Below are 25,114 nucleotides of genomic sequence, written 5' to 3' on the forward strand. Positions count from 1 at the left end.
GGTCGCCCGCCAAAAAGTTGGTGTAGGCGTGCGGTAAAGCCATTCTTTGTCCTTGATCTTCAAAGATTCAAGGCCACCACGCTCGTAGCTGAATAAATAGGCGAAATCTTGACCATTGACTCCTAAACTAGCTTCGCCATAAACGACGTGTAAATTATTTGTGTAAGCCATAGTAGTATCTAACCTCCTGCATTGCTGGCTTGGGTGTGCGGTCTGCGAACATTAAACCGTTGCCAGAGAATTCATAATCGGAGTGACGATCATCAAAGTCGCCACCGTAACGCAATACGTCCTGTCCGCTGACTGGATCATGCACAAGCAGAGCCTGATCGATGAAGTCCCAGATAAAGCCGCCCATGTACTGAGGGTATTTATCAATTAGCTTGATGTAAGAGCCCATGCCACCGTCGGAGTTGCCCATGTCGTGCATGTATTCACATTCGACAAGTGGCTTTTTAGGATTTTGGAGATATTCTTCTGCCTCTTTAGGTGGCAAATACATACAGCTTTCAAGGTCTGAGATTTCTTTCTTAAATTCTGGTGCATGGAAGACGCCTTCGTAGTGGGTGAGGCGAGAAGAATCGTGATCTTTGTAGAATTTGTTCATAGCGGCGATGTTGCTGCCGGCATATGATTCGTTGCCAAGTGACCAGAATAAGATTGCAGTGTGATTCTTGAAGGTTTCATAATTGCTGCGGGCACGGTCGACGACGACTTCACGCCATTCGGGGATGCTGCCGGGTACATTGGAAGTAGCTTCAACTTGGCCTAACTTTTGCCAGGTGCCGTGGGACTCCAAATTGTTTTCCGCCATCATGTAAATTCCATTTTGATCGCAGAGATAGTACCAAGGAATTTGATTTGGATAGTGGCAGGTTCTAACGGCATTGATATTGTTGTGTTTAAAGGTGGCAATGTCTTGCTTCATGTCGGCTAGGGTAATGCTGCGGCCACGCTTAGCATCCCATTCGTGACGATTAACGCCGTTGATGATTAATCTTTTGCCGTTAAGCAAAACCACATGATCCTTGGTAGTTTCAATTTTTCTAAAACCAAATTGGTAAGGAATAAGTTCAACTAATTTGCCATCTTGGTCATGAACTTCAATGATTAATTGATAAAGGTATGGATCATAGTTGTCCCATAGGTGAACATTGGCAAAAGTTTCGTTTTCAATTTCAACGGTTGATTTAAGTGGCAACTTTTTATTAAGCAAAGTTTTGCCATCGATATCTTCAATTAAGACGTGGACATTGCCACTGGTTTTACCCATAAAGTGCAATTTAGCGTTGAAGACACCGTCATGGTAATCATTGACAACAGTTGGTTTGATATCTAGATCCATTAGATGAGTCCGAGGTAAGGCTAAGAGTTCAACTGAACGAAAAATACCGGAGAATCTAAACATATCTTGATCTTCTAGCCAGGAAGCAGTGCTGTGTTTGAAGACTTCGACAGCTAAGATGTTGTCTTTTGCTTGAATGTAAGGTGTAAGATCGAATTCGGAAGGTGTGAAACTATCTTCGGCGTAACCGATGAAGTGACCGTTGAGATAGACATACATGGCCCGTTCAACGCCTTCGAATTGAATATGGATGTCATGGCCGGCTAAAGCAGGATTTAAGTCAAAGTGTTTAAGATATGAACCGACTGTGTTGTCTTTTCCTTGACTAAAATCGCCATCCTTGATGCCGCGCCCCAGGGTGTAGGCAGGTTTACGATAGATTTTGCTTTCCCAGGGATACAGAATGTTAGTGTATTGATTTTGGGCGTAGCCGTTTAATTCAATTTCACTAGGAACGGGGATGGTGTCAAAGGAAGATGAGTCAAAGCTGCGTTTGTAAAAATCAATGGGCCGGCTTTGAGGATCTTTTGAAAAATGAAACTGCCAGGCACCGTTGAGGCTTTGTTTAAAACTGCTGCTGTGGTTTTGCCATTCACGGTAATCTTTGTAAAAGGGATGATCACTGTGAGCTGGCAGTTGATTAATCCTGAAGACTTCAGGATCATCAAGCCATTTGATATTTGCTTTCATGATAAGACCTAGTTTCTATAAAAAATATATTTTGAAAACGGTTTTATTATAACACCAAATTAAATAATTTATCAAATAAATAAATAATTTAGTATTTAAAAGTAAATAAATTAATTGGCAAATCTCGAGAAAAATATTTTTGAATAAAATTGATCTTTATTGGAATTAAGTAAATATTTTGTATAATAAAGACAGGAATACTAGTAAATGGAAAATAAATAATTATGACAACTATTAAAGAAATTGCACAAAAGTCGGGGTATTCTTCTGCGACTGTTTCGCGGTTGCTCAATAATGATCCTAACTTATCGATTACTGCAGATACCAAAAATAAAATTTTAGAAATTGCTAATAAGCTTGGTTATTGGAAAGACCACCAAGAAAAGGAAATTAAGCCTACAATTGCGCTTCTTTACCGCACTAACCATAAAGAACAGTTGCAAGATGAGTATTTTGCTTCTTTAAAGCAAGCCTTGGTAGAAACCGTTAAGCAAGAATCAATGAAGATGAAGACCTTTTATAATGCGGCTGACTTAATTGAAAATGCCTCATTGTTCCAAGGTTTTATTGGAGTAGGAGCAGCGCCAATCGAAAATGCTGAGTTGGTAAAATTGCACGGAGTTTTACCAAATGGGGTGTTTGTTGATACTAATCCAGCTCCCGAATTGTTCGATTCAATTAGACCTAACTTAACTTTAACAGTTAAGAATGCTATTGATTTGTTTATTAAAAACGGCTATGAATCGATTGGTTTTATTGGTGGTGTTGGTCCTAAGCATGATCATATTCAAGAAAATGATCCACGTTCCGTTGCCTTTGCGGAATATATGAAGGTTCGCGGAAAAGATGACAGCAACATGTTCGTTTTAGGACCATTCAGCGTTGAAAATGGTTATAAGCTTGGCAAAGAAGTAATAAAGAAGTGCAAGAACAATTTACCAGATGCATTTTTAATTGCTTCTGATACATTAGCAGTTGGTGTTTTACAGGCCTTTAACGAAGAAAATATTAACGTACCAAAAGATACCGCAATTTTGAGTATCAATAACAGTAATGTAGTGAAGTACGTATCACCACCACTTTCTTCTTACAACATCAACCAGCAGGAAATGATTGATTTAGCTTTAACTATGCTGACCAATTTGATTATTCAACCTGATCGTGCGCATATTGATGTGAATATGAACACTAACTTGGTGGTACGTAAAAGCTTTATTCCTAAAGCTGAATAAATTTTTTAGTAAATAAAAATTTTTTATTTTGAATATTTTGAAAGGAGAATGCTGAAGCATAGCATTCTCTTTTATTTTTACTCTAAGTAAATAATTTAGTTATATTAAATAAATTATTTACCAAAACTGATACTAAGCGTATACTAAGATGTGTAAGCGATTACAGATGATAACAATTTAGGAGGAAGCATTATGACAAACGGTCATAAAAATTCAGGGAAACAAATAATTTCCTATGCATCATTCTGTCTGGGTAACTTAGGACACGCAGCTTTTTATGGTGTAATGAGTGCATACTTTATTATTTTTATTACCAGCGGAATGTTCAGTGGGCTAGAGCAATCAGTAGCTGATAAATTGATTGGTTTAATCACTGGCTTAATGGTAGTGATTAGAATTGTCGAGTTGGTTATTGACCCAATCTTGGGCAACATAGTTGATAATACCAAAACAAGATGGGGAAAGTTTAAGCCATGGATTTTCTTGGGTACTGTAGTTAGTGCAGTATTATTATTAATTTTATTTACTGGAATCTTTGGCTTAGCGCAAAGCAATTGGATTCTTTTCGCTATCTTATTCGTAATTATCTACATCGGTTTTGATATCTTCTATTCATTATCCGATGTTTCATATTGGGGTATGGTTCCGGCTTTAAGTGAAGATTCACATGAGCGTGGTATTTATACTTCATTGGGTGCCTTTTCAGGTGCTATTGGTTGGAACGGTTTAGCAATTATCGTTGTTCCTTTAGTAACTGGGGTAACTTATGCAGTTACTGGTAAACATGAAGAAGGTGCACCAGGTTGGCTTGCCTTTGCGGCCGTAATTTCAGCTTTAGCAATTGTTTGTGCCATTATTGTTTGCTTAGGTACTAAAGAAAAGCACAATTTAATTAGAAATTCAGCCAAGCAGAAAACTACTTTGCCTCAAGTCTTCAGTGCTATTTTCCATAACGATCAAATTCTTTGGCCGAGTTTAGCCTACTTAGTCTTTTCACTTGCTAGCACTATTACTAACGGGGTTTTGTTCTACCTGTACAAGTTTGTCATTGGTAAACCAGGTGAATTCTGGGTTGTAGGGCTTGCTGCAACGATTGTAGGGTTCTGTGTCAGTCCATTATTCCCAGTTTTAAATAAGTACATTCCAAGAAAATGGTTGTTTGTTGCAGGTCAAGCTTGCATGATCTGTGCTTATCTTTTATTCATTTTCTGCCGTGATAATGTTGTGTTAATGGACTTAGGGTTGGTTTTATTCAACATCAACTTTGCTCAATTAGTAACTGTTTTGACCTTAACTGATGCGATTGAATATGGTCAGCTTAAGAGTGGTCAAAGAAACGAGGCCGTCGTTTTGGCAGTTCGTCCAATGATCGATAAATTTACTGGTGCTGTTTCTAATGCTTTGGTTGGATATGTAGCTATTGCAGCTGGTATGACAGGTGCCGCAACTGCTGCCGACATGACAGCACACGATATCAGCACTTTTAATACAATGGCCTTATATATTCCTTTAATCTTAGCTGTAATTTCAATCATCGTGTTCTTAAGCAAAGTAACTTTGACCGAAAAGAAACACGCCGAAGTTGTTGAAGAATTGAAGACTAAGCTTGCTGAAGGTGAAATTGAAAAAGACGATTCAACTAAAGCAAGACCTAGACAGCAAAAGATTTACGCACCAGCCGATGGTGAATTGATGCAAATGTCCTCCGTCGTCGACGAAGATGGTAAGCCATTCCCAGGAAAGGGATTCGCAATCAAACCAAGTGCCGGCAAGATCTATGCACCATTCGATGGTAAGATTAGATTTACCTTTGGTACAAAACACGCCTTTGAGATTATCTCAGATAATGGCTTGCAAGTAGTCGTCCACGTTGGTCTTGGAACAGTAAACTTGCGTGGTGAAGGCTTTGAAACGTATTATGATGATGGACAAGAAGTCAAGAAGGGCAACTTATTACTAGAATTTGATCGTGATTTGACTCTTAAGAATGGCTACAAGGATATGATCGTTACCTTCTACACTCAACCAGGTAGAATTAAAAAAGCTAGTCCAATTAAAGCAGGTTCTACTGTAAAACACGGTGATGAAGTAGTAGAAGTCCAGTTTAAGTAGAGTTTTAAAAATGACAAAAACATTATCACGTTTTCTTTATGGTGGGGACTACAATCCCGATCAATGGACAGAAGAAACATGGCCTGAAGACATTAAGGTCTTTAAAAAGGCAGATTTAAATTCAGCTACAATTAATATTTTCTCTTGGGCAGTTCTTGAACCTAGAGAAGGAGTCTATGACTTTTCTAAATTAGACAAGATCGTTCAAGAATTATCTGATGCAAACTTTGATATTGTGATGGGTACGGCAACAGCCGCAATGCCAGCCTGGATGTTTAAAAAGTATCCGGATATCGCAAGAGTTGATTACCAAGGCAGACGTCACGTCTTTGGTCAGCGGCACAATTTCTGTCCGAACAGCAAGAATTATCAAAGACTGGATAGTGAGTTAGTTAAAAAATTGGCCCAGCACTACGCTGACAATCCGCATATCGTAGTTTGGCACGTGAACAATGAATACGGTGGCAACTGCTACTGTGGAAATTGTCAAAACGCCTTCCGTGATTGGTTGAGAAACAAATACAAGACCTTGGGTGCGCTCAACAAGGCTTGGAACATGAATGTTTGGAGTCACACGATTTATGACTGGGATGAAATTGTTGTTCCAAACGAGTTGGGGGATGCATGGGGTCCAGAAAGTAGCGAAACCATTGTTGCTGGCCTTTCAATCGACTACTTGCGCTTTCAATCCGAAAGTTTGCAAAACCTCTTCAAGATGGAAAAGGCAGTCATCAAGAAGTACGATCCTGAAAAGCCTGTAACTACTAACTTCCACAGTTTGCCAAACAAGATGATTGACTATCAAAAGTGGGCCAAGGATCAAGATATTATTTCTTATGATAGTTATCCAACTTACGACGCACCTGCTTATAAGCCAGCATTCTTGTATGACTTAATGAGAAGCCTTAAGCATCAACCATTTATGTTAATGGAATCTGCACCTTCACAAGTTGACTGGCAATCTTACAGTCCACTAAAGCGTCCAGGTCAAATGGCTGCAACTGAATTGCAAGCTGTTGCTCACGGTGCTGACACTGTACAGTTTTTCCAATTAAAGCAAGCAGTGGGTGGGTCCGAAAAATTCCACAGTGCAATTATTGCTCATTCACAAAGAACCGATACTAGAGCCTTCCGTGAATTGGCTGATTTGGGTCAAAAATTAAAGGAAGCTGGTCCAACAATCTTAGGTTCAAAGACTAAAGCTAAAGTCGCAATTGTCTTTGATTGGAGCAACTTCTGGTCATACGAATATGTTGATGGCATTACTCAAGATTTGAATTATGTTGACTCAATTTTGGACTACTACCGTCAATTCTATGAACGCAACATTCCAACCGATATTATTGGTGTTGATGATGACTTTAGTAACTATGACTTGGTTGTTGCACCAGTGCTTTACATGGTTAAAGCAGGTTTAGCTGAAAAGATCAACAGCTATGTTGAAAAGGGCGGCCACTTCGTTACTACCTACATGTCAGGTATGGTTGATTCAACTGACAATGTTTACCTTGGCGGCTATCCTGGTCCATTGAAAGATGTCACCGGCATCTGGGTTGAAGAAAGCGACGCAATGGTTCCAGGTCAAAAAGTTAGAGTCACGATGGATGGCAAAGAATACGAAACTAACTTAATGTGTGATTTGATTCATCCAAATGATGCAAAAGTTTTGGCAACTTATGCCGATGAATTCTATGCTGGTACAGCTGCTGTGACTGAAAATAACTACGGTAAGGGTAGAGCCTGGTATGTTGGTACTAAACTTGATTATCAGGGTTTGACACAATTATTTAATCATATTGTTCTTGAAACCGGTGTTGAGTCATTAGTTGGTGATAGCCATAAGCTTGAAGTAACTAAGCGTGTGACTGATGATGGCAAGGAGCTTTACTTTGTGCTTAACATGAGTAATGAAGAAAAGACGTTGCCAAATAAATTTGCGGATTATGAAGACATCTTAACTGGTGAAAAAGCTAAGAGTTCAATGAAAGGATGGGATGTCCAAGTCTTAACCAAGTAACAAATCCTATTTCTTTCCCTCGAATTTAGATCAATAAATAAGGAAGCTAGGCGCAATTTCTAACTTCCTTTTGAGTACCCCAGAACGTGGCGTGGAAGAGTTGAGAAAATTGTTGCCTGACACGCTTGTCTTGGATGGCAAGAGGGTGAATGACATTTCAAGAATAGAGCTTAAACAATGGTTAAAGTGTAATAATATCACTTAACTGTTAATATAGTATAGATAAAAAGACCACCGACGGAATAAATCAGTGGTCTTTTTATACGCGAACAAGTGCATCATTATTTCCAATGCACTAGGATGTTTGGAAAAACGTGACTATATCAAGAGATGAAGATGTAGTCATCAAAATAGCTAACTTTCATTAGCTAAATCTAATATTATTATAGTACATATCTAGATAATAATGATATGCTCAAGTTTTTTACTTTTTATAATGGTATCTACAGATGATTAGATCATCGATTTCTCAGACCTATAATGATTTTCCGGAAAAAGCATTGGATCAAGTACACGATAGTTACTATATACCAGAAATAAGCATTAGTCAGTCTATTGAAGAATTTTTGCATAGTTTAAAAAGTGATGAGCTAATTTCTATTGAAACTTCTACTAACCGCACTTATGAAGGCCAGATTGTCGAAGTTGGTAACCAATTAGTTAAGTTTAGGGAGTTTCGTGATTATGAGCTTGAACCATATGTGCTAGAGATTCCATTAGAGGATATCATTATTGCTTCAGTTCATAGTATTGACTTAGAAGTAAAGCGTGCTTGGCTGAATTCTACCCAATCTATTGCAGCTAATGATCCAGATGATCTTGTTCAAATTATGCTTGACCATTATGGTGACGCCAGAGCAGGTGAGCCGGTAGTTGGAAGAATTTTGGATGAGAATCATGATTTATTTTTATTAGATTCCATCACGAGTGAGAGTCAATTTGACTCTTACACTGTATTGAATAAAAAATACATTACACACATCAGTGAAGATAACGATGTGTTGAGATATTTATCTTTTGCTAAGAAATATCAACTTAATAAAGGTAGCTATGATCCTCACGAGCTAACAAAGAAATTGCCAAGATTAAAAGAGGATTTTTCATAGTTATTTGTTGAGAATAAGGTTATGACGCTGGATGCATTTAATTTCACAGCGAATAATCAAGGCATTATTAGTAAGGTGACAGATCAAGCAGTAACTCTAATAAATATCAATGATGATTTTCGCTTAACCACATCACGAGAATTTTTGTATAATCAATTAGTTAGTCTTGATTTAGTGAACTACTCAGATGAGATACTAACGAAATATTTGTAAGTTGCAATGAGACCGTACAATAATTTTTGCAAAATAAAAACGCCTGGAAGATTGATTCTTCTAGGCGTTTTTGTTATTCTGTGGCAAATTTTTGAGCTACAATCTTGCCAAGCCAAACAGCAACAAATGAAGCTACATAAGAAACGATAAAGCATGGGATCCATGAAGATAATGATCCATGGATGTAAGCCTCCATGCGAGCTGCTTGAGGAATAGCGGGATTGTAGAAGATTGAAGCTGCCGTACAAATAAAGGTGTTGAATGAATTTAATACGACAGATGGTATAATTCCTTGAACTAAGGCAAAAGCGACAGTTCCTTCTTTTAAGTGAAAGAGCTCTGCAAACTTGTTGCCCCAAGTGTTGTATGGAATAAACATACTTACGATAAAGACAATCCAGAAGATTTCTGCCCATAGTTCAAAGATATTTACCCAAGTTAAAGGTAAATGATTGAGGAAAATTACGCAAAGTGCCATAACCAATCCCATAAAGATTGATAGAACTGAGGTCAGAACCGTGCCAAAATGACTCTTAAAAAACATAACTTCACCTACTACATTTCTTCCTTAGCAGTTTCAGCCGCTATTCTACCAAAAGTAAAGATATCAGCTAAAGAGTTACCACCTAAACGGTTGCCAGCGTGCATCCCTCCAGCGTTTTCGCCGGCTGAATAAAGTCCTGGGATAGCTTGACCATCTTTATTCAAAACATGAGCCTTGGTATCAATCTTCAAACCTCCCATTGTGTGGTGGATAGCAGGCTTTCTTGGCGTTGCGTAAAATGGTGCAACTTCGCATTTCAAGTTGAAAGCACTCTTGCTAAATTCAGGATCATGGCCTGCATCAACGTATGAGTTGTAGTTCTTGATCGTAGTTGCTAAGGTTTCAGGGTCCATGCCGACTTTTTCAGCCAATTCTTCTAAAGTATCTGCTCTAAATAAAGTGCCAACTTCAACTTGAGCATCGATTGATTCTTGAGTGGTGTTGTAGGCAGTTTCCTTGATCTTGTCATCGGCAATCAAGTAGAACAAGCCACCATTATCAATAGCAGCAGCTGCTAAAGTGTCACGTTCAGCGTATTCATTGACAAAGCGTTTGCCTTTTTGGTTAACCATAATGAAGTTTTCTGGTGGAGTTTGCAAACCAGTAAATAGTTCACCGGTTACTGGATCAGATACTGGCATCAATTGAATAAAGCCCATGCCAACTAAATCACTGCCGGCTTCAAGACCAAGTTCGATCCCGTCACCAGTAATGGCAGGGGAGTTGGTTGTAGCAATGTCATCAGCAATTTCTTTCCAGTAAGTGTTGTACTTTTGAACCATCTTGGTATTAGCACCAAAACCACCAGCAGTTAAGATGACGGCCTTGGCATGAACTGTTACTTTGCTGCCATCAGCCTTAGTAGCAGTTGCGCCAACAACACGACCGCTTTCAATAATTAAATGTTCAGCTCTAGTTTCAGTCAAAATTTGACCACCATGCTCTTTAACCCAGTCGCCTAAAACATGGATGAAGGCATATCCCATTGGTTCAACTGGCTTGTGACCTCTGCGCCAGAGGGCACCAACTGGCATAGTGACATCTTTTTCATCAAATTCAACGCCCAATTTTGCTAGCCATTTAACTGAGTCTAAAACGTTGTTAACCAAAGTCTTGACCAAGTTGTAGTCGCCGTGGATTTCATGGCCCTCTAAGTCAGTCCGCTTACCACCGAGGTAGGTTTGAATTTCGTGCAAAAGAGTAGAGTCGAATAGATAATCAGCACCGCTATCTAAGTAGTCTTGGACTTGCTTTTGCAAAGCTTCAAAGTCTGCGCGGTATTCAGGGTCAATTTCTTCAACTGGAGTGGCAATCAATTCCTTTAAAGTTTTCTTTTCGCCGTGAAGGGCAGGGAATTTCTTTTGCCAGTCAGGCTCAGCTGCGTTCATTGGGCCACCAGCACGGGTAGTGTTGCCGCCAATTTGTGGATATTTTTCCAAAATAACAACTTGCTTATCGTTTTCAAGACTCTTGGCAGCTGCTGCAAGGCCCGCACCACCAGCACCAATTACGAGGACATCGGCTGTAAGGTCAATATCTTGGCGGCTTACTTTAGTTGGCTTTGGACGGTGCTTGAATTCATCGCTGTCGCCACCAGCAAGTTCAATTGCTTGACTAACGCCATCGATTACGCCATTTGATGAAATCGTTGCCCCGCTGACAGCGTCGACATTAAGTGTTTGTGCGCTAACGATTTGCTCTGGCAAACGGTGGAAGACTTCATCAGCAACTCCCTTAGTTTCGCCTTTGGCATCAACTTCGATCTTTTCGATTCGGTCAGCAGAAAGGGTAACTTTCATCGGCATAAATGATGAACCATGACCTTTAGCTTTAACTTCGTATGTTCCTGCTTTCATTATTTCAAGTCCTTTTCTATTAGCTTATTATTCCATAAGAAAACGTTTTCTTTACAAGTAATATGCTATAGCTTTTAGACGGCAATGTGAAATACTTTGTGGGTAATAATGCAATAACAAAAGTGTTATAGATTCTTTTCCTTTTAAAACTCTAGATACGGTCATTTTTAAATCAATGTATATGTTATTTATTGAAAATAATATGCTTAAAAAAGGTCTTCAACCTCGATCAGATCAAGCCAAGTGTTTTTGCTTGAAAAAATAAATGAATTTGTGTACGTTATTTATATAAATTTTAATATTACGAAATGTAAAGAGATATGTGGAGACGTAATTATGAATGTAAAGAGAAGAAATTTAGATGTGGAAGAAATAGGCAAAACAAAAAGCCGCTGAACTGCTTTGGCGAAGGTTAAGCGACTTTTTGTTTAATATCATTTGCCACCGTTTATAACGGATCCGTGCAAGAGAGCTATTGGACGTAGCTCTCTTTTTATTTACCCATATTATAGCAGTTACGGGCAAATATTGGAAATGTTCTGATTACATTTGTAACTTTAGTTCTGTTTTTTAGAATAAATTGAGCAATTTTAAATGCAGAATTTGCTGCACCTCTGTCTGGATACTTAGGAATGTATATACCTTCTTCAGCAGCAGCTTGACGGATTATCTCACGCTGTTCACTAGAAGTAAGGCTAGAAAAAACTTTGTATCCATCTCTTGATGTAATCGTTGTTATTGTAGAATTTGAATTATTTTCTTCAGCTAGCACAGTTGATTTAAATACGACCGAGTTTGTTAACGCTGATAATCGAGCATTAATACTGCAATTTTTTTCATCTTATCCATATCCATACCCCTTTATTATAAATATTTAATGATTTTTTACCATATATTAAGTAAAAAATCAAATAAAAAGATAAATCAGTAAACATAAATAGCTTACAGTAGCCTAAAAGCTAATAGTACTTGCTTTAAGAATTTTTTGTTTTAAATTAGCGAACATTATTGGAGAGTCTGAAGTATTTAAGTTATACTTAATAAGTAAATAATTTTGTAAAAAAGAAAGTGTGTAGACATGCGTAAACCAGTTCCGATGTTAGATAGCAAGCTAACTAATGATGAATTCTTGCAATTGATAGTCGACAGTTTCCAATCAGTTATCTTTGGGACAGTTGACGAAAATGGCGATCCACATACCAATGTAGCTGACATTGAAGTCAGAGATGGCGATAAGCTAATTTTTGCAACAACTTATCAAAAGGCCTTCTACAATCGTTTAAAAAATCATCCCAAGATTTCGATTACTGCATTAAAAGGGGATGAAACCTTGGACAGTGTTGGCTTTACCTTGGATGGAATTGCTCAAGAAGTTGACCTCAAGTATCTAGATGAAATCTTTGCCAAGCGTCCCGAAATGGCACAAATTTCGGCTAATCACTCAGAAAGAAGGGAAATCTTGCGTCCCTTTGCCATTGTGCCAGTTGCCGGATCAATTTATGATTTGCGCCAGCAGCCAATCTTTCAGAAGGGCTTTAAGTTTTAGTTGATCTTTGAATAAAAAAAGGGGGGCTTTTTACGAAAACTGAATCTATTTCTATGACGGAGGGTTCATATCGCAGGCAAATTGTTAAGTTTGCCATACCACTTTTTCTGGGAAATCTTTTTCAACAATTGTATAGTGCAGCCGATTCATTAGTAGTCGGCAATTTTATTGGCTCTAATGCCCTAGCAGCTGTGTCATCTTCTGGCAGCTTGATTATGCTCTTGATCGGACTTTTTCAAGGTCTAGCTATGGGTGCCGGGGTCGTAATTGCCCAGTATATTGGCGCCAAAAACGATCACAAAATTCGTCAAGCTGTTTCAACTATAGTTGCACTTGGCTTGATTTGCGGTTTAATTTTGACGATTATCGGGGTTGTTTTGACGCCGCAGATCCTGATTTTAATGGGTACGCCCAAAAGCATTATGCCTGAATCAGTCGAATTTCTAAGAGTGTATTTCCTAGGTTCGATGGGCTTTGTTATGTACAACACTTTTATCAGTATTCTGCAAGCTAACGGCGATAGCAAAAATCCGCTATATTACTTGGTAATTTCTTCGATCGTCAATATCAGCTTTGATCTAATCTTTATTGCCTGGTTAAAGCTTGGCGTTGGCTATTCTGCACTAGCCACGGTGATTGCGCAGACTCTGTCAGCTTTACTTGCCTATAACAAGCTGCGCAAATTTTCCGGGCCAAGCCGGGTCGATATTCGCCATCTAAAAATTGACCGCCAAATTCTAGATTTAACGGTCAAATATGGCTTGCCTTCAGGGGTGCAAAACTCGTTGATTGCAATTTCTAATGTGGTGATTCAATCCTACATCAATATGTTTGGCGCGCATGCAGTTGCCGGCATTGGGGCTTATACCAGAGTTGAAGGTTTTGCCTTTTTGCCAGTGACGAGCTTTACTTTGGCACTGACGACTTTTGTGGCGCAGAACTTAGGCGCTGGCCAGATCACCCGCATCAAGCAAGGGGTACGCTTTGGCGTTTGGTTTGCGGTATTTTTAGCAGAAGCAATTGGTTTTTCTGTTTTCTTATTTGCTCCGCAATTAATCGCGATGTTTGATCCTACTCCATCAGTTGTCAGCTATGGGGTTGGCAGAGCTAGAGTGTGCGGATTCTTCTTTTTCATGGTTGCTTTGACCCACTTAATTGCGTCAGTGATGAGAGGAGCTGGCAAGGCCACGATTCCAATGATGGTGATGATGGTTTGCTGGGTCGTGGTAAGATTGGTAGTTTTGCTTGGCACGAGACCTTTTTATCAGAATATCAACCTCGCTAATTGGATCTATCCAGTGACTTGGTTCTTGAGTTCAGTTGCCTTGATATATTCGTATCGGCATTTGAATCTGGTAGCTATAAGTAGGCAAGCTGGCAAGGAAGATTAATTCACCTAAAAGTTCAATATCTACTAAAAAATCAGCTCACATTCCATTGAGAGCTGATTTTATTTTTTAAAACTTAAATGCCACAAAATTGAGAATCTGGTCGGCATAGTTGCTAGTCTTGAGATATTCCTGGCTTACCTGTCTGGCTAGCTGCACATTGTCGGTAATCAAACCATCAACGCCATAGTAAAGCATCCGCATGATGGTGCTATCCTCATTCATATCCCAAGTGAAGACTGGCTTATTGTTGAAGTGAGCCTGAACGACGAAATCTTCATTCATCGTTGAATATTCCATCGAAAAGCCGTCAGCCACACTATTTGGATAACTAAGATTATAAGGCTGAATATAGTAGACCTTTAATTTAGAATTGATTTCTTTGAGCTGCTCGACTGCATTATAGTCTAATGATTGCAATAAATGGCCATGCTTTAGGATATTTTTGCTATAGAGCTGGTTGAATCTTTTAAGCATGCCGGCTGAATCAAAGCGAGTGGTCTTGACTTCGATGAGCAATTTTTGATGCAAGTTATTAGCGGTTTTCAAATAATCATCAAAGCTAGCAAGTTTAGCCTTATGGCCGTTTTCTGTGGCAGTTAGCTGAGTAGCTTGGCTTAAAGTTAGCTCAATTGGCTTTTTGTTAACGCCGGTTAGTGTCTTGTAATTCTCATCATGCATTACGACAAAGTTGTGATCCTTAGTTTCATGAACGTCAAGTTCGACATAATCGGGATGCAATTTATGAGTTAATTTTAAAGCAGGGATGGTATTTTGGACGCCATTTTCCTGACTGACTCCGCGGTGAGAAATAATCAAAGGCCTTGTTTGCTCGAATTTGGTGAAATAAAGCAGGGCATTAAGGGAATAAAAGATCGTTAGTAAGCTAGCAGTGATCCCAAAGGCCAATTTTAATTTCTTTGAGCTTGGAATTTTGCGGATGATGATGGAATCATTAATCTCAAGCAAGGGAAGCAAGAAAGAGATTGCCACAATCGTACTGAAAATGCTTAGAATTTCAATTGCTAATTGAACTAGCAAGAGATTGATAATGGCAAAAGCCATAGCCCAAGGCTTGGCCCAGTGATCAAAGCCAGCTTGCAAAAGGTAGCTAATAGTAATGAGCATAATAGATAGGAAGCTATTGAAGATGGTTAGCGCGATAATTTTGCCTAGCAAGGCTTTGAACTGTCGGCGCGTTAATTGCCAGCTGGACTTAAGGGCAGCTCTAGCAGAGTAGCCTTTCATTACCATTAAAGGCAGAGTTAGAACATAACGAATTCCCAAATAAGCTAATAAAAGCCATAAAACTAGAAACAGTGAGAACATCCAAGGACTGCGAGTTAGATAGTCCAAAATAAATTCCGGTATCTTTACCTTGGCTAGAAGTGGCGTCCTGAAAAAGACTGAAGCAAAAGGTAAAATCAATAATGTATAAAATAAAAGCAAAGGCAATGACGACAAGCGAAGGTTAGTGACCGAGAGTCGGAATTGCCTTTTTAATTTGCCAAAATCTCCTTCCCTTAAGTCTCGGATAAACCAGAGCGTTAAGGCAAATTCGAAGTAGATAACTAGCAAAAGAGCGATTAACTCTAGCAACATAAAACCAGCTGCCAAAGGATGATGCAAGAGAATGGTTAGGATGTTTTGGTAGGAAAGCAGCGGAATTAAAGCCATCTGCAAGATCAAAGTCATCAAAAAACGAAAGATTGGGATGATGACTACTTGATTGGCAATAGCTAACCCTAGAAAAAATACCAGACAATAAAATAACTGACTTCGAACAAGTTTTCCAATTGAATTAATAGTTTTGAATGTGCTTTTCAAAGTTATTCCTCCGTAAATAAACTGGATCTAGTATAACATGATTTTAAAAAATCGGCTGCAATCTTGATTAATCGGAGGATTCTATATTTTTCTTATGCTAGGATAAGTGAATATTTCACAAGCTTTTTATTATTAGTTCAATGCTTGAAAACGCTACAATTATCTTGTGAGAGAAGTTATTATAGTAAATTTTCAGCTAGCTTGGAGTAAAGGCTACTGACTCCGACAAAGCTGCAGATAACGCTAAATACACAGTCCATGACCAAGTAGTTAACTGGGGTACTCCAGCTCCTGATGTACATGATGCTGTTCAAGTAACTCCACCTTCAAATGCTACTGTAACTTCAATTGCATGGAAGGAAGAACCAAGTACAAGACCAATTATGGATGGGTTAACTGAATTAACTTATCCAGCAACTGCTGTTGTTACATTCTCAGATGGTTCAACCCGGGATGTTGCAGTTAATGTAACAGTGAAGGCTTTGTCTACATTTAATGAACCAACAACTCAAGATAAGGTCTACAACCAACGTGATACTGTTCGTCCATTAGACTTTATTACTAATAAAGATGCCTTACCAGAAGGTACTATTTTTGAATGGAATAGCAACGCCGATACAATCGATGCGATTACAACTGGTGATAAGGTCGGCAAGATCAAGGTGACCTACATTGACGGTTCCGTTGATGTTGTTACTGTCCATGCTAAAGTTAACAATTTGGATGGTTCTGAAACCGATGCAGCCAAGGCTAATGTTATAACTGTCCCTCAAACTGTTGATTTTGGTACTCCAGCAGGCTCCATTGACCTTGAAAAGTTCATCGATACTGCTAAGAGTACCGGATTAGAAAACAGAACCGATGCTGCACCTTGGTGGAAGGGAGCGCCAGATACCACTCCAGACAACCCAGAAACTCCAACCAACCCCACTGAACCTGATGATAAGCCAACCACTCCAGACAACAAGACTGATGCTGACAAGGTTGAAGATGCTAACAAGGACAAGTTCCCACCAAACACTAATGTAGAAATTGGTGATGACGGCACAGCAACTATCACTTACCCAGATGGATCACAAGATGTAATTCCTGGTTCTAAGTTAGTTGCACCTAAGTCAACAACCAGCAAGGAACACTTGACTCTGTATGACAAGGATAGCAAGGGCAAGGGCAGCAAGACTAAGGGCAGTTCAGAGACAGCTAAGCCAATGGCAGACCACAAGTCAGCTGGCGCAGTAGCTGAATCCAAGTCCAAGAAGTCTACGCTTCCACAAACTGGGGAAAGAAAGAGCGATCTTTCAATCCTCGCTGGTTCAATGGCAATGCTTTTAGGCTTAGCCTCACTATTCATTGGCAGAAAGAAGAAAAAGGATGAAAATTAGTTCTAATTGACATCTGATTTTTCAAAGCACCCATATAGGTGCTTTTTTTGCCTAAAATTGCTGCAGCAAAGTACAATTATGGCAGGGAAAAGTTAGATACTAAAATTGTTAAACAGCTAGAAAGGAAATAATATGCGCAAAGTAACATTATTTATTGCGATGAGTGTTGATGGCTTTATTGCAACTGAAAATGGCGACGTCAGCTGGCTAGCAGGTGAGCAGTCTGGACAAAATGATACCCAATCTTATGATGAATTTATCAAGGAAGTAGATACAGTCGTGATGGGCTATAAGACGTATCATCAACTCAAAACTGAGTTGAGCCCTAATGAATGGCCTTATGCAAACTGTCAGACTTATGTGATTACTAGCAAGCATTTAGCGAATGAATCAAACATTATTTTCACTTCAAAGGATCCTAGTTCTTTAGTTAGTGAGTTAAGACAAAAGCAGGGCAAGACAATCTGGATCTGCGGTGGCAGCCAAGTTATTCAGCCACTTATTGCTGATGGGTTAATTGATGAATATTACCTAAATGTTATTCCGACTATTCTTGGATCAGGGATTCGCTTGTTCAATCGCAAGTTTGCTAAGCAAGATCTGCATTTAGTTAGCAGCAAAAGCTACAACGGTATTACCGATTTGATTTACCGAAGAAGATAATTTTAGTTTTTAGCACCCAATTTGGGTGTTTTTTGTTAATTTTTTAAAACTGTACATGGATGCTAAAAGGTTGTTACTAAAACTAATAGAATAATAAAAACACTGGCCGACCAACTCAAATCAAACTTCAATAAATAACAAATTTTGGTATACACATATAAGCAACCATTTTTCCTTAAATGTCAATATCCAATATGAAATCAAAAAGTGTATAATTAATCTTATTAATTTTATATAGGAGTTGAAATTTTGAACAGAAAACATAAAAAGAGAATTTGGCTAAGTATTGCTGGAATTATTGCTTTATTACTAGTATTGGTAGGGGCTAGTGAAGCGTATTTTTTCAAGACTGCCTTTGTTCCGGGTGACAAGAGTGTTTTAAACAAATATTCTACTCAGAGCAAGAAAGATCCACTATTTGAACAAAAAAGGTGGTATGAAAAAGCTAAAAAGCAAAAATGGTACATTAAATCTAATACCAGCAACTATCGCTTAGATGCCAATTACATCCCTGCCAGTTCAGATAAGAGCGTGGTATTATTGCATGGCTTTTCTAATAACAAAGACTCAATGGGAGCCTATGCTGCTATGTTTCATAAGCTAGGTTATAATGTTTTAATGCCAGACGCGCGAGCTCATGGGCAGAGTCAGGGCAAGTATATCGGCTATGGCTGGCCTGAGCGATATGACGTTCGCAAGTGGATTAAGAAGCTGCTGACTAAAGAAGGTAAACAGCAGAAGGTGGCGATCTTTGGTGTAAGTATGGGTGGGGCTACTACGATGATGACTAGTGGCATCAAGATGCCTAAGCAGGTAAAGGTTTATATCGAGGACTGTGGCTATACTGATGTTAAGAGTGAATTTTTGCATGAGGCTGGCGATTTGTATCATTTACCTGGGCCTGTAGCAAAGACAGCGGTCAATTTGCTGGGGCTTTTATGTAAGGCAAAGCTTGGCTTTGAGCCAGCAGATGCATCTGCGGTTAAGTCTTTAGCGCATAATCGTAAGCCGATGCTATTTATTCATGGTGGCAATGATCCATTCGTTCCAACTAAGATGGTATATGCAAATTATAAGGCAACTAAGGGGCCCAAAGAGCTATGGATCGCCAAGAGGGCAACTCATGCACGGTCTTTTGCGACTTATCCTAAAGAGTATCAGCAGAAGGTAGGTAAGTTTTTGAAGAAATATATGTAGAAATTGGAACAAAAAATCCGCCCTAAGGCGGCATAAAATTAAGATGGAAGTGTAAACTTTAGCATAGTTTGCTAAAATATTATTAGCACAGAAAAGTATAGGCGGTGGTACTTTCATTTCACGGAGGTGGTGCCAATGGTGTAATAACCTTTGACTCGAATCTCAATGAAAGGAGGTACAGTTTGTTTAATGGCAGCCTTTATTTGATCTGTCATAGCTGTGATCTATTTACTTGGTATCTTGGCTACGACTCTAACTTCGTTAACCAAAAAAACCAAGTGGCTGATAGCCTTAAAAGAAATGATCGCAGCATTCCACGATCTGTGGAATTAGGTAGGTAAATTAAAAAGCCGCGTATAACTTTTGGCAGGGTTTCGCAGCTTTTTAGTTGATGTAATCTTACCACCGTTTATAACGGATCTGTGCAAAGGGAGCTATTACCAGTAGCTCTCTTTTTTATCTACAATAATTATAACAGTTTTTGATGGCTTAAGCAAAAGACATGGGTAAGCGAGAGTAGACAAGTGCAATAGTAATTTTTCTTGATTTTAGTACGAAATAGTACCAAAATTTATATAAAAAGAAAAGGGGGCCCACTTAATGGCAAATTACGAAATCCAACCCATCACTTTATCTGATTTGAAGATCTTACAGGCTATCTCACGCGAAACCTTCAAGGAAACATTCGATCCATTTACTGCACCTGATGATATGGCAGAATTTTTGCGGGATAATTATGCTGATGATAAGCTAAGCCGAGAATTGCAAAATCCGGATAGTCAGTTTTTCTTTTTATCTGTAGATTCTAAGATCGCAGGTTACTTGAAAGTGAATCAAGGCGAGGCTCAGACTGAAGAGATGGATGACGACCACTTTGAACTTGAAAGAATCTACATTCGCAAGGCTTTTCAGCATCAAGGCCTAGGTAGCGTCTTGATGGATTATGCCTTGAAATTGGCCAAAGAAGCTGGCAAACAGTTTATCTGGCTTGGAGTTTATGAGAAGAATATCCGTGCTCAGAAATTTTATGCGAAAAACGGCTTCAAACGATTCGGCCAACATGTATATCAAGTCGGCGATGACCCACAGATTGATTATTTACTGAAGAAAGAGCTTTAATTTGAATAGAATTGTGATCACTACAGTAGACTATGTCAATTGTAGTGATTTTTTATTTACACCGTGAAATTGATGAGTATTATTTAAAATAATAAATAATAGAGGCGATAATTATGAAAAAATTCAAAAAGTTGATTTTAGCAGTTGTGACAGCGCTACTTGTTTAGGTGCTTGTTCCACTTATGCCAGTATCTGCAGAGTGCAGATTCAAGCAAATCAATTGATTCTACTGTTCCATATTTAGCTCGAGATCAAATGGGACTTGGTTCTGGTGGAGTTGGGTTTGGAAAACTTGGTGGAATTGCAGCTGGTGTTGCATCAGTTTATATCGGTGGACAAGCTTATCGCAATGGTGTTTCTGTAGCTAAGGCTAAACTTACAGAGAAGGATAAAAGGAACATCCCTAAGAAAGATTTGAGGGACAAAGATCATATCGATACGAGTAAATTCACTAAAAAGGTAAGGGGACAAGATGCCTGGGAAGATCCAAAAACAGGCTATAGGGTATCAAAAGATACTAGTAAGCACGGTGGGAGTGATAAAAAATTAGAAGATAGCTCAAAACGCCATAATCGAGTAGCTTCACTAAGCAAAAGTGGTAAAATCTTGTGGCACTAATTTCAAAAGGAGAAAGTTATGATTGGTCCAGATAAATATAAGATAAGGGGATTAAAACGCCATTGGCACTATAATATCAATTATTTTAAAGCACTACTGAATGATCCAGAGGAAAAAGAATTTTTCTTTGTTTCAGATTTAGAAACCAATAAGACTAGAATTTCTGGCAAATACAAAAGAAAATTAATTGATTTTTTGCTAGAATCACAAAAATATCGAGCTACCAAATTTCCAGAAGAAAAAAATTTCATATTTTTGCAGTTTGACGATATTCTTAAATCTGAAATTTATGTTGATAGTCGTGAAAGCTTCAGAGAGTGGTTAACACATAAAACTAAAGCTAAAAGTGATGGAATAATTTTTAAACCAGTGTCATATCAGCAACTTCCGCAAGTATATAAAGATTTCTTTAGTGAAGAGATTGCAAAAAAAGGTTTTTTATTTAAATGTTACTTTATAGATGAGGTAGATGAAGCGTTGGCTAACATTCCATATACTTACGTATATATATTGGCTAGTGGTCGGGAATTAAATGACGAGGTTTCTAAGATGTTCTTCAGTGATTCGAAGATTGATTGATACTATAACAAAAAGAGCATCCTCTGCAGTGGGGATGCTCTTTAACTAACTAATATACAACTAATCCTAATGCTAAGAAGGCCAAACAAATGCCAAATTCAATTAAAAGCAACTTCCAACAGAACTTGAACCATTTATCAAAGTTAATTCCTACTAACATCAAACTCATCAAAATTAAGCCAGTTGGTGCGACCAAACTGATGAACCCTTGTCCCCAGTTGTAGGCATCGATGATGCTGGCACGGTCAATTCCAACTACATTGGCTAGAGGAGCCATAATTGGCATTGATAGAACGGCCAAACCTGATGATGACTGAATGAAGAAACCTAATACAATGTAAACTAGGAACAATACCCAGATGAAGGCAAGAGAGTTCATGCCGGAAATTTGTTGGCTAAAGAAGTGCATGATTGTGTCACTAGTGTGGCTATCTTCCATGATGATTGATACCGCTCTAGCTAAACCAATCGTCAAGGCCACTCCTAATAGGTCTTCAGCTCCGCTAACAAAACTATCGATAAACTTGTGTTCGCTCAGTCCAGCAATTGGTGCAAAGATATAAGCAACAGCTAAGAAGACTACTGAAATTTCGGTGAAGTACCAACCTTTTTGTTGTACGCCCCAGATCATGATCACAAAGCCAAGCATGAAGATGGTCAAAGTTAACTTTTGTCTAATCGTAAACTTCTGTTCAGCAACTTGATCATCAAGGTTGAGGAACTTTTCGCGATCAGATTCGTATTGGTCGTAAACAATTGACTTTGTTGGATCTTTGCGGACCTTTTCCGCATAACGAATCGTGTAGACAGCTCCAGCGACTAGGCAAGTTGCCCACATGGCTATTCTAAGTGGCAAGGCTGTAGTGAAGTTGATGCCGGCTGCGTTTGAGGCAATAACCGTTGAGAATGGGTTAACCGTTGAGGCCATACTACCCAAGCTTGTTCCTAAGAAGATCGTTGCGACCACGGTCATCGTATCATACCCGGCCATCAAGAAGACTGGAATCAAGATTGGATAAAAGGCCATAGTTTCTTCAGCTAGGCCAAAAGTAGTACCACCAAGGGCGATCAAATACATAACTAAGATAATCAAGAGCATCTGCTTACCTTGAATCTTCTTAGACAAGGCAGCCATACCAGCATCGATTGAACCGTTGGCATGAACTACGCCGATACATCCCCCAAGGATCAATACAAAGACGATAATATCGATACTTTGGGCAATACCGTTAACCTGCGAGGTTAGGAATTGCCCAATTGCTTCGATGAAGCTGGGCTTTTTGAGATCTATTCGCTTGTATGAATTAGGAATAGCAACCGGCTTGTAAATCGTGCCATCTTTAAACTTATTGAGCTTGATCTTTACCTTGTATTTATCAAGCGTTTGTTGGCTAGCAGCTTCCGTTTTAGTCTTTCCGTCTGGATTGGTAATTACAAATTCATTCTTGCCACTTTCGTAGGCCAAGGTAGCATAATTACCAGCCGGGATAAAGAAAGTCAAAATCTGCACCATGATCAGCACAATAATGATCACAGTGTAAGCTGTAGGGAACTGCAGCTTCTTTTTTTGTTTAACCATAATAACATCATCCTTAAACTTAACAATAAATCGCTTACAATACCATTATATACATATAACAAATTATTGTTAATACGATAAGCAATAATTTATCATACCGCTAGCCAAAAAATTGTCGATTAAAATTATTATGATTTGGCAAAAGATACAAGATAAGAATAATTTTGTAATACAGATCTGTTAGACTGGTGGTAGATTATAAGAAAAGGAAGTGAAAAAATAAAAATGACACAAGAAAGGAAACAAGAAAAACAAGTACAAGAAGAAAAAGAAAATAAGGATGTAAAGGTTGAAAATAAGCAATTGAAGCAAAAGCTCTGGGAAGCTTATTTCACTAGGATGAACGGCATTAAGCATCCCGGAAAGTAAAAATAACATCGAGATAATATATAAGATATTTGCTACAATAATATTAAGTATTTTAATTGAAAAGAAGGTGCAAAATGGAATACTTAAAATTATTAGGTATCTTATTGATTATCGTAGGTTTCGCCTTAAAGTGGGACAGTGCAGCCGTCGTAGTTGTTTCAGCGATTGTAACTGGCCTATTGTCAGGGATGGATGTGGTCAAGTTATTGGAAACTATCGGGACCAGCTTTGTTGCTAACCGCTCAGTTACTGTCTTTGTCTTGACCTTGCCAATGATCGGCTTAATTGAAAGCCACGGTCTAAAGCAAGTAGCCGTCAATGCAATCTCCAAGCTGAAGAAGATGACGCCAAGCAAGATCTTGAATGTTTATTTAGCAGCTAGAGAGCTTGGTGGTCTATTTGGAATTTCTTTGCAAGGGCAGGTTCAGTTTGTTAGACCATTGATTTCGCCAATGGTTTCAGCTGCAGCCAGCTTGCAAAAGGGCGAAAAGTTGACTGATGTTGAGCAAGACTTGATCAAGGGTCGCTCAGCTGCTACTGACAACTTGGGTAACTTCTTTGCCCAGAACCTCTTCATGGGATCGGGGGGTGTTTTGCTAATAGCTAGCACAATGAAATCACTGAAATACAACGTTACTCCTAACCAAGTAGTTCAGTATTCGATTCCAATTGCAATTGTTACCTTGGTGATAGTTGCAATCTATAACTTCCTATTTGATAAGAAGTTTCAAAAGAAGGGGGATAAATAATGGCTAACATGCTTTTAGAATTCTTTTACGCAGTAATTGGTGTAATTATGGCCTTGGCCGGAATTGAATCAATTCGCGATAAGAGCAACCCCACTAGATATGGTACGGGGGCATTTTGGATTATTCTAGCAATCGTCTTTACCTTTGGCGATCTGCTCCCAGCAGTGATATCAGGAATTTTTGTGGTGATGATTGGCCTTTTGGCTTTATTCAAGCAAGTTCGCTTAGGTACAATCAAGGCGGTTGATACTGATCGGGCTAGTGAATTTGCCAAAAAGCTGGGCGGAAGAATTTTTATTCCAAGTATCGTCTTGGCTGTAGTTTCAATTCTGATCGCATCTTACACTGACTTAGGTGGTCAAGTGGCGATTGGAATCGGTGCTGTTGTGTCACTGTTGTCGGCGATGATTTTGACCAAGGCACCATTCAAGATGGTTTATCATGATTCACAAAGAATGGTTAGAACCTTGGGCACGGCCGGAATTTTGCCACAATTGTTGGCAACTTTAGGCGCAGTCTTTACGGCAGCTGGAGTTGGCGAATTGACTTCCAAGATGATTTCTCACGTCATCCCTGCTGGCAACCACTTGGTTGGCGTAATCGTTTATTGCTGCGCAATGGCTATCTTTACTATGATCATGGGCAATGCTTTTGCGGCTTTTGCCGTGATTACTGCAGCAATTGGTGTCCCATTCATCATCGCTCAAGGCGGAAATCCTGCTGTTGTAGCAGCGCTCGGTATGACATCAGGATACTGCGGAACGTTAATGACGCCAATGGCGGCTAATTTTAACTCACTGCCAGTTGCTTTGATGAAAATGGATGACAATCTTGGCGTAATCAAGCAACAAGCGCCAGTGGCCATTATTTTATTGATATGTCATATTGTGTTGATGTATGTTTTAGCATTTTAAGAAAACAACTATCATTAAGCTGTGTAGTATTTGGTGCACGGATTTGGAATAGGCGGTGGAAAAAGTAGG

The 25,114-nt window shown here is 38.9% G+C and carries 22 protein-coding genes and 1 pseudogene; 16 read left to right on the forward strand and 7 right to left on the reverse strand.

Features of this window, described 5'->3' with window-relative positions; all coding sequences use genetic code 11:
* A partial coding sequence (locus tag BN53_RS01995) for a beta-galactosidase small subunit-related protein (protein WP_040537268.1) occupies positions 1-171 on the reverse strand: 171 nt, incomplete at its 3' end.
* Positions 155-2,035 carry a glycoside hydrolase family 2 TIM barrel-domain containing protein gene (locus BN53_RS02000; RefSeq protein ID WP_009559220.1) on the reverse strand — a complete coding sequence of 627 codons (1,881 nt, stop codon included), beginning with the start codon at positions 2,033-2,035 and terminating at the stop codon, positions 155-157. The genes BN53_RS01995 and BN53_RS02000, both read right to left, overlap by 17 nt.
* Positions 2,036-2,259: 224 nt before the next feature.
* On the opposite strand from BN53_RS02000, the gene BN53_RS02005 reads away from it, so the two are divergent.
* The 4 genes from BN53_RS02005 to BN53_RS02020 all read left to right on the forward strand — a co-directional run bounded on the left by BN53_RS02005 (position 2,260) and on the right by BN53_RS02020 (position 8,502).
* Positions 2,260-3,267 carry a LacI family DNA-binding transcriptional regulator gene (locus tag BN53_RS02005; protein WP_009559221.1) on the forward strand — a complete coding sequence of 336 codons (1,008 nt, stop codon included), beginning with the start codon at positions 2,260-2,262 and terminating at the stop codon, positions 3,265-3,267.
* A 192-nt stretch (positions 3,268-3,459) separates the two neighbouring features.
* Positions 3,460-5,379, forward strand: a complete 1,920-nt coding sequence (locus BN53_RS02010; protein ID WP_009559222.1) for a sugar MFS transporter — start codon at positions 3,460-3,462, stop codon at positions 5,377-5,379.
* A 10-nt stretch (positions 5,380-5,389) separates the two neighbouring features.
* Positions 5,390-7,396: a beta-galactosidase gene (locus tag BN53_RS02015; RefSeq protein WP_009559223.1), complete on the forward strand. Its 2,007-nt coding sequence runs from the start codon at positions 5,390-5,392 to the stop codon at positions 7,394-7,396.
* A 449-nt stretch (positions 7,397-7,845) separates the two neighbouring features.
* Entirely contained in the window at positions 7,846-8,502 is a 657-nt protein-coding gene (locus tag BN53_RS02020; RefSeq protein WP_009559224.1) for a hypothetical protein, read from the forward strand.
* Positions 8,503-8,788: 286 nt separating this feature from the next.
* Here BN53_RS02020 and BN53_RS02030 read toward each other — a convergent pair whose 3' ends face one another.
* The 3 genes from BN53_RS02030 to BN53_RS09550 form a co-directional block, all read right to left on the reverse strand.
* On the reverse strand, positions 8,789-9,259 hold the full coding sequence (locus BN53_RS02030) for a hypothetical protein (protein WP_009559227.1): 471 nt from the start codon (positions 9,257-9,259) through the stop codon (positions 8,789-8,791).
* Positions 9,260-9,270: 11 nt separating this feature from the next.
* Positions 9,271-11,115, reverse strand: a complete 1,845-nt coding sequence (locus tag BN53_RS02035; RefSeq protein WP_009559228.1) for a flavocytochrome c — start codon at positions 11,113-11,115, stop codon at positions 9,271-9,273.
* 493 nt (positions 11,116-11,608) lie between these two features.
* Positions 11,609-11,887: a hypothetical protein gene (locus BN53_RS09550; RefSeq protein WP_009559229.1), complete on the reverse strand. Its 279-nt coding sequence runs from the start codon at positions 11,885-11,887 to the stop codon at positions 11,609-11,611.
* Positions 11,888-12,193: 306 nt separating this feature from the next.
* On the opposite strand from BN53_RS09550, the gene BN53_RS02040 reads away from it, so the two are divergent.
* Positions 12,194-12,661 carry a pyridoxamine 5'-phosphate oxidase family protein gene (locus tag BN53_RS02040; protein WP_009559230.1) on the forward strand — a complete coding sequence of 156 codons (468 nt, stop codon included), beginning with the start codon at positions 12,194-12,196 and terminating at the stop codon, positions 12,659-12,661.
* Between the two features lie 53 nt (positions 12,662-12,714).
* The gene (locus BN53_RS02045; protein ID WP_009559231.1) at positions 12,715-14,052 is read left to right on the forward strand and encodes an MATE family efflux transporter; all 1,338 of its coding nucleotides are present in this window, start codon (positions 12,715-12,717) and stop codon (positions 14,050-14,052) included.
* Between the two features lie 66 nt (positions 14,053-14,118).
* Here the strand turns inward: BN53_RS02045 and BN53_RS02050 are convergent, their stop codons facing one another.
* Positions 14,119-15,876, reverse strand: a complete 1,758-nt coding sequence (locus BN53_RS02050) for a glycerophosphodiester phosphodiesterase (RefSeq protein ID WP_009559232.1) — start codon at positions 15,874-15,876, stop codon at positions 14,119-14,121.
* Between the two features lie 245 nt (positions 15,877-16,121).
* On the opposite strand from BN53_RS02050, the pseudogene BN53_RS02055 reads away from it, so the two are divergent.
* The 7 genes and pseudogenes from BN53_RS02055 to BN53_RS02080 all read left to right on the forward strand — a co-directional run.
* Positions 16,122-16,973: pseudogene (locus BN53_RS02055) on the forward strand (Rib/alpha-like domain-containing protein); the annotation flags it as partial.
* 111 nt (positions 16,974-17,084) lie between these two features.
* Positions 17,085-17,258, forward strand: a complete 174-nt coding sequence (locus tag BN53_RS09855; RefSeq protein WP_236695138.1) for an LPXTG cell wall anchor domain-containing protein — start codon at positions 17,085-17,087, stop codon at positions 17,256-17,258.
* Positions 17,259-17,390: 132 nt separating this feature from the next.
* Positions 17,391-17,921, forward strand: coding sequence for a dihydrofolate reductase family protein (locus BN53_RS02060; RefSeq protein WP_009559235.1), 531 nt, complete (start codon positions 17,391-17,393; stop codon positions 17,919-17,921).
* Between the two features lie 249 nt (positions 17,922-18,170).
* The gene (locus BN53_RS02065) at positions 18,171-19,118 is read left to right on the forward strand and encodes an alpha/beta hydrolase (protein WP_009559236.1); all 948 of its coding nucleotides are present in this window, start codon (positions 18,171-18,173) and stop codon (positions 19,116-19,118) included.
* A gap of 600 nt (positions 19,119-19,718) precedes the next feature.
* Positions 19,719-20,237, forward strand: coding sequence for a GNAT family N-acetyltransferase (locus BN53_RS02070; RefSeq protein ID WP_009559238.1), 519 nt, complete (start codon positions 19,719-19,721; stop codon positions 20,235-20,237).
* Between the two features lie 171 nt (positions 20,238-20,408).
* Positions 20,409-20,855, forward strand: a complete 447-nt coding sequence (locus BN53_RS02075) for a hypothetical protein (RefSeq protein ID WP_009559239.1) — start codon at positions 20,409-20,411, stop codon at positions 20,853-20,855.
* 18 nt (positions 20,856-20,873) lie between these two features.
* Positions 20,874-21,434: a hypothetical protein gene (locus BN53_RS02080; RefSeq protein WP_009559240.1), complete on the forward strand. Its 561-nt coding sequence runs from the start codon at positions 20,874-20,876 to the stop codon at positions 21,432-21,434.
* 49 nt (positions 21,435-21,483) lie between these two features.
* On the opposite strand, the gene BN53_RS02085 is transcribed toward BN53_RS02080, so the two are convergent.
* Positions 21,484-23,013, reverse strand: coding sequence for a YfcC family protein (locus tag BN53_RS02085; protein WP_009559241.1), 1,530 nt, complete (start codon positions 23,011-23,013; stop codon positions 21,484-21,486).
* Positions 23,014-23,238: 225 nt separating this feature from the next.
* On the opposite strand from BN53_RS02085, the gene BN53_RS09555 reads away from it, so the two are divergent.
* The 3 genes from BN53_RS09555 (at position 23,239) to BN53_RS02095 (ending at position 25,045) form a co-directional block, all read left to right on the forward strand.
* Positions 23,239-23,382 (forward strand): hypothetical protein, encoded by a 144-nt coding sequence (locus tag BN53_RS09555; protein WP_009559242.1) that lies wholly within the window; start codon positions 23,239-23,241, stop codon positions 23,380-23,382.
* A gap of 74 nt (positions 23,383-23,456) precedes the next feature.
* The gene (locus BN53_RS02090; RefSeq protein WP_009559243.1) at positions 23,457-24,131 is read left to right on the forward strand and encodes a DUF969 domain-containing protein; all 675 of its coding nucleotides are present in this window, start codon (positions 23,457-23,459) and stop codon (positions 24,129-24,131) included.
* A complete protein-coding gene (locus tag BN53_RS02095) occupies positions 24,131-25,045 on the forward strand; it encodes a DUF979 domain-containing protein (RefSeq protein ID WP_009559244.1) in 915 nt (304 codons plus the stop codon). Before BN53_RS02090 ends, BN53_RS02095 begins: the two co-directional genes overlap by 1 nt.
* Positions 25,046-25,114 lie beyond the last annotated feature (69 nt).

The organism is Lactobacillus pasteurii DSM 23907 = CRBIP 24.76 (assembly GCF_000297025.1).
Lineage (GTDB): Bacteria > Bacillota > Bacilli > Lactobacillales > Lactobacillaceae > Lactobacillus > Lactobacillus pasteurii.

Excerpts from the sequence above, each read along its gene's own strand:
- BN53_RS02090 (WP_009559243.1), top strand. The coding sequence starts at position 23,457 with ATGGAATACTTAAAATTATTAGGTATCTTATTGATTATCGTAGGTTTC.
- BN53_RS09555 (WP_009559242.1), top strand. The coding sequence starts at position 23,239 with ATGACACAAGAAAGGAAACAAGAAAAACAAGTACAAGAAGAAAAAGAA.
- BN53_RS02040 (WP_009559230.1), top strand. The coding sequence starts at position 12,194 with ATGCGTAAACCAGTTCCGATGTTAGATAGCAAGCTAACTAATGATGAA.
- BN53_RS02080 (WP_009559240.1), top strand. The coding sequence starts at position 20,874 with ATGATTGGTCCAGATAAATATAAGATAAGGGGATTAAAACGCCATTGG.
- BN53_RS02000 (WP_009559220.1), bottom strand. The coding sequence starts at position 2,035 with ATGAAAGCAAATATCAAATGGCTTGATGATCCTGAAGTCTTCAGGATT.
- BN53_RS02020 (WP_009559224.1), top strand. The coding sequence starts at position 7,846 with ATGATTAGATCATCGATTTCTCAGACCTATAATGATTTTCCGGAAAAA.
- BN53_RS02035 (WP_009559228.1), bottom strand. The coding sequence starts at position 11,115 with ATGAAAGCAGGAACATACGAAGTTAAAGCTAAAGGTCATGGTTCATCA.
- BN53_RS02010 (WP_009559222.1), top strand. The coding sequence starts at position 3,460 with ATGACAAACGGTCATAAAAATTCAGGGAAACAAATAATTTCCTATGCA.
- BN53_RS02045 (WP_009559231.1), top strand. The coding sequence starts at position 12,715 with ATGACGGAGGGTTCATATCGCAGGCAAATTGTTAAGTTTGCCATACCA.
- BN53_RS09855 (WP_236695138.1), top strand. The coding sequence starts at position 17,085 with ATGGCAGACCACAAGTCAGCTGGCGCAGTAGCTGAATCCAAGTCCAAG.
- BN53_RS02060 (WP_009559235.1), top strand. The coding sequence starts at position 17,391 with ATGCGCAAAGTAACATTATTTATTGCGATGAGTGTTGATGGCTTTATT.
- BN53_RS02095 (WP_009559244.1), top strand. The coding sequence starts at position 24,131 with ATGGCTAACATGCTTTTAGAATTCTTTTACGCAGTAATTGGTGTAATT.
- BN53_RS02005 (WP_009559221.1), top strand. The coding sequence starts at position 2,260 with ATGACAACTATTAAAGAAATTGCACAAAAGTCGGGGTATTCTTCTGCG.
- BN53_RS02030 (WP_009559227.1), bottom strand. The coding sequence starts at position 9,259 with ATGTTTTTTAAGAGTCATTTTGGCACGGTTCTGACCTCAGTTCTATCA.
- BN53_RS02015 (WP_009559223.1), top strand. The coding sequence starts at position 5,390 with ATGACAAAAACATTATCACGTTTTCTTTATGGTGGGGACTACAATCCC.
- BN53_RS02070 (WP_009559238.1), top strand. The coding sequence starts at position 19,719 with ATGGCAAATTACGAAATCCAACCCATCACTTTATCTGATTTGAAGATC.
- BN53_RS02085 (WP_009559241.1), bottom strand. The coding sequence starts at position 23,013 with ATGGTTAAACAAAAAAAGAAGCTGCAGTTCCCTACAGCTTACACTGTG.